Here is a 3,991-nt window from a genome sequence, read left to right as displayed (position 1 = left end):
GATGCGGTCGAACGGCCGCGTCTTGTAGCCGGTCGACGCCTTGACGACGTTGCCGTGCATCGGATCGCAGCTCCACACCACCGGATGGCCGGCGCGGCGGACGACGCGGATCAGCCGCGGCAGCTCGGCCTCAATCCTGTCGTGGCCATAGCGGGTGATGAGCGTCACTCGCCCCGATGCGCGTGCGGGGTTGAGCGTGTCGAGCAGGCGCAGCAGCCCGTCCGGCTCCAGCCCCGGTCCGCATTTCACGCCGATTGGATTGTCGATCCCACGCAGGAACTCGACATGCGCCGATCCCTCGAACCGCGTCCGATCGCCGATCCACAGGAAATGCGCGCTGGTGTCGTACCAGTCGCCGGTGAGCGAGTCCTGCCGCGCCATCGCCTGCTCGAACGGCAGGAGCAGCGCCTCGTGGCTGGTGTAGAAACGTGTCTGCGCGAGCTGAGGCGCTGTCTCGGGGTCGATCCCGCACGCGGCCATGAACTCCAGCGCCTCGCCGATCCGGTCCGCGGTTTCGGCATATTTGCGCGCCCACGGGCTGCGGCCCATGAAGTCGTGCGTCCAGCGATGAACCTGATGGAGGTTCGCATAGCCGCCGCTGGCAAAGGCGCGCAACAGGTTGAGCGTCGCCGCCGCCTGCGCATAGCCCTGGATCATCCGGGCGGGATCGGGCGCGCGGCCGGCGGCGGTGAAGGCGATGTCGTTCACGTTGTCGCCGCGGTAGGATGGCAGCTCGACGCCATCGACCGTCTCGGTCGCGGTCGAGCGCGGCTTGGCGAACTGCCCGGCCATGCGCCCTAGCTTCACGACCGGCAGCTTGGAGGCATAGGTGAGGACGACCGCCATCTGCAGGATGACGCGGAACGTGTCCCGGATGTTGTTGGGGTGGAACTCGGCGAAGCTCTCCGCGCAATCGCCGCCCTGCAACAGGAAAGCCTCGCCCGCGGACACGCGCGCGAGATCGGCGGTCAGCTGCCGTGCCTCGCCCGCGAACACGAGCGGTGGATAGCCGCCAAGCTGGCGACAGGCGGCTGCAAGGGCGGCCGGATCGGGATAGACGGGAAGCTGGCGCGCTTCGTGGCGGGTCCAGCTGTCGGGAGCCCAGTGGGCGGCCATGTCAGGGTTTCCGTTATGTGCGCGCCACCCATGCTCCGAAACGGCATCCGCTGCAAACGCGGAGCAGGCCGCGCCCCGCGGCGAGGACGAGCGATGGACATAAAAAAGGGGGCCGGCCGGCCCCCTTTCTCACGTCCGATCGGTGAAGATCAGTTGCTCGACGAATTGCTCGCGGCAACGCCGACACCGACGCCGATCGCAACGACCGCGACGACGGCGACGACAACGCCGCTGCCGAGCAGGTCGCTGCTGTGCTTGCCGTGGCCAGCGGCACGCGACGAGTGCGACAGGGAAAGGCTGGCCGCAGGGTTGGTGTCCGCAAGGGCAGGAACCGCCGCGAGCGACAGGGCGGCCGCAGCTGCGAGATACTTGGTGAGGCGCATGGTCGTACTCCCGTTGGTGATGACATCGTGGACTTCGAGTCATTAGTGCATCAGTCGAACGATTGTTGCAACCGCTCACTGTCATCCGGCGATTAAAACCCACATTCGCCCGATCGCTGAGGCTTGCCGACAACAGTCGATGGTTCCAGGCGCTGACAATCTGGCACTTGTTAGGCATTCGTTAACAAAATTGGGCAGGCCGCGCGACTGCCGGTCATGTCGACGTGATTTCAACCGCGTGGAGACGACGCGATCTCGGTTGAGCCGATCGTATACTGAACTCGACGCGATGGATACATGGTTACAGTCAGGTTACAGTTGTCGCGTCTGGGCAGCGGCGTGGAACATCCAGCCGGGACTCACATTTATGCCAAGTCCGGATCGGTGATCCTCCTACCCGGACAAACAGGCTCTCCCGTCCTTCCGCGAAGGCGGGAACCAGCCTTCTGGGCGGCCTTGGATCCTCGCCTTGTAGACGCTTACCTGAGAGTAAAAGCACCGTCCGGATCGACAGCGGGAGCGGAGGAGGGGGGCTGGCGCCATAACGGCCCATCCCGCCAACCGCCGGCGGTCGGCGCCCGCGTTCACGCCAGGCGCCAGTCCCAGCCCAGCGGATCGCCGTCCATTACCTCAATGCCGGCGGCATGGAGGTCGTTGCGGATCGCATCGGATCGGGCGAAGTCCTTCGCTCCGCGTGCCTTGCGCCGATCTGCCAGTCGGCCGGCGATCGCCGGGACGTCGATCGTAGCGGTGGCGGGGCGGATCCGCAGGTCCTCGCGGGCCAGCGTCCCGAGGTTCAGCCCCAGCACCGCGTCGAAGTCCGCCAGCGCGGCGATGCGTGCGGCGGGTGCGACCCGCTCGTCGGCCAGCATCGATTCCAGCGCGGTCAGCGCACGGGGCGTGTTGAGGTCCTCCGCCATGGCCGCGTCGAGCTGCTCGCGATAGACGCCCGCGTCCGCGATGCTCTCGCCGCCAGGTCGGCTCCGCAAACCCTCGACCGCCTGTACCAGTCGCCGCAGCCGGGTGAGCGCCGCCACCAGCCCGCTCCACGAGAACTCCAGCTCCGATCGGTAATGCGCCTGAAGACACATCAACCGATAACCCAGCGGGTGGATGCCGCGATCGACCAGTGACTGGAGCGTGGTGATGGCGCCCGACGACTTGCTCATCTTGCCCGTATCGGTTCCGTCGCGCTGGACGAGGAAGTTGTTGTGCAGCCAGAAGGTCGCCCCCGGATCGGCGCAGCCACAGCGAGCCTGGTTCTGCGCGATCTCGTTGGGATGGTGGATCTCACGATGGTCGATGCCGCCGGTGTGGATGTCGAACGGACTGCCGAGATACTGGCGGCTCATCACCGAACACTCCAGATGCCAGCCTGGCGCCCCGCGTCCCCATGGTGAGTCCCACTCCATCTGCCGGTCCTCGCCGGGCGCGGAGATGCGCCAGATCGCGAAATCCTGCGGATGGCGCTTGCCGACGACGGCATCGATCCGGCTCTCGCCGTCCCCGCCCCCGTTTCCATCGGTGCCGGCTCTGGCGAGGCGGCCATAGTCGGGCACGGTGCCCGTGTCGAAATACAGCCCGCCGGGCAGCGTGTAGCAATGCGCCGGCGCGATCGCCGCGGCGAAGTCGACCATCTCGGCGATATGGTCCGTCGCGACCGCCCAGATGCTCGGCTCGGCGATACCGAGCCGCGCCACGTCGCGCCTGAAATCGGCCGTGTACCGCGCAGCCAGGTCCCAGATGGAGCGACCCTGGCTGGCGGCGGCGCGTTCCATCTTGTCGTCGCCCGCATCGGCGTCGCTGGTCAGGTGGCCGACATCGGTGATGTTGATGACATGGCGGACGCGGCCCCAGCCCTCGGCCGCCGCGCGCGCGCGCAGCGTGCGGACCAGCGTGTCGGCGAACAGGAACGCCCGCATGTTGCCGACGTGCTGGTCGGCATAGACGGTCGGCCCGCAGGTATAGACGCGCACGTCGGCGGGATCGATCGGGCGGAACGCCTCGGGCTGGCGCGAGAGGCTGTTGAACAGGACGAGCGGCGGCATGGTGCGGTCGGCCATAGCCTGCGCTCCTCGCCGCCGCCAAGGGGAGGACTCCGCCGGCGATCGTCGGCGTTTGCGACGACGTCTGCGCCTGTCGGGGATCGGCGACCGCTTGTGCAACGCCGTGCCCCGACGCAAGAAGCGGCGTGTCGGCCGGGTGGCCGCAGCGACGCCGTCACCGCCAGCATGAGGTTCGTCCTTGATCCAGCCGTCCTTCGCCCATGTCCTGGTCAACGGCGATGCAGGGCGCGACGGCCCGTCGGCGGCGCCTGTCCGGCGGCCCGTTCGTCCGGCGGCCCGTTCGTCCGGCGGCCCGGTGATGCGGTGGGGAAGACTGGCCAGCTGGCTGTCGCTGTCGCTCCTGACCGCCGCCGCGCCGCCGCCACGCGCCGACGACGCCGCGCAGTTCGCCGCGTTGCGGCAGGTCGATGCCCGGCTGGCGGCGAT

At 68.1% G+C, this 3,991-nt stretch carries 4 protein-coding genes; 1 reads left to right on the top strand and 3 read right to left on the bottom strand.

The window, feature by feature from the left end; all coding sequences use genetic code 11:
• From HUV01_RS13285 to HUV01_RS13275, 3 genes are all read right to left on the bottom strand, one after another.
• Window positions 1-1,116, bottom strand: a 1,116-nt coding sequence (locus HUV01_RS13285) for a 3-deoxy-7-phosphoheptulonate synthase class II (RefSeq protein WP_174298702.1), incomplete at its 3' end; no start/stop codon positions are given.
• 149 nt (window positions 1,117-1,265) lie between these two features.
• The gene (locus HUV01_RS13280; RefSeq protein WP_174298701.1) at window positions 1,266-1,499 is read right to left on the bottom strand and encodes a hypothetical protein; all 234 of its coding nucleotides are present in this window, start codon (window positions 1,497-1,499) and stop codon (window positions 1,266-1,268) included.
• Window positions 1,500-2,083: 584 nt separating this feature from the next.
• Window positions 2,084-3,562 carry a cysteine--tRNA ligase gene (locus tag HUV01_RS13275; protein WP_174298700.1) on the bottom strand — a complete coding sequence of 493 codons (1,479 nt, stop codon included), beginning with the start codon at window positions 3,560-3,562 and terminating at the stop codon, window positions 2,084-2,086.
• A gap of 181 nt (window positions 3,563-3,743) precedes the next feature.
• Between HUV01_RS13275 and HUV01_RS13270 the strand changes: the two genes are divergently transcribed.
• Window positions 3,744-3,991: hypothetical protein (locus HUV01_RS13270; protein ID WP_174298699.1), on the top strand; the 248-nt coding region annotated here is incomplete at its 3' end.

The organism is Sphingomonas bacterium (genome assembly GCF_903643035.1).
Taxonomy (GTDB): Bacteria; Pseudomonadota; Alphaproteobacteria; order Sphingomonadales; family Sphingomonadaceae; genus Sphingomonas.
Note: the sequence above shows the minus strand (reverse complement) of the source record. Positions and strands in the feature narration are given on the sequence as shown.

Bases quoted from the DNA above. Each gene is read 5' to 3' on its own strand.
- HUV01_RS13280 (WP_174298701.1), bottom strand. From the start codon at position 1,499: ATGCGCCTCACCAAGTATCTCGCAGCTGCGGCCGCCCTGTCGCTCGCG.
- HUV01_RS13275 (WP_174298700.1), bottom strand. From the start codon at position 3,562: ATGGCCGACCGCACCATGCCGCCGCTCGTCCTGTTCAACAGCCTCTCG.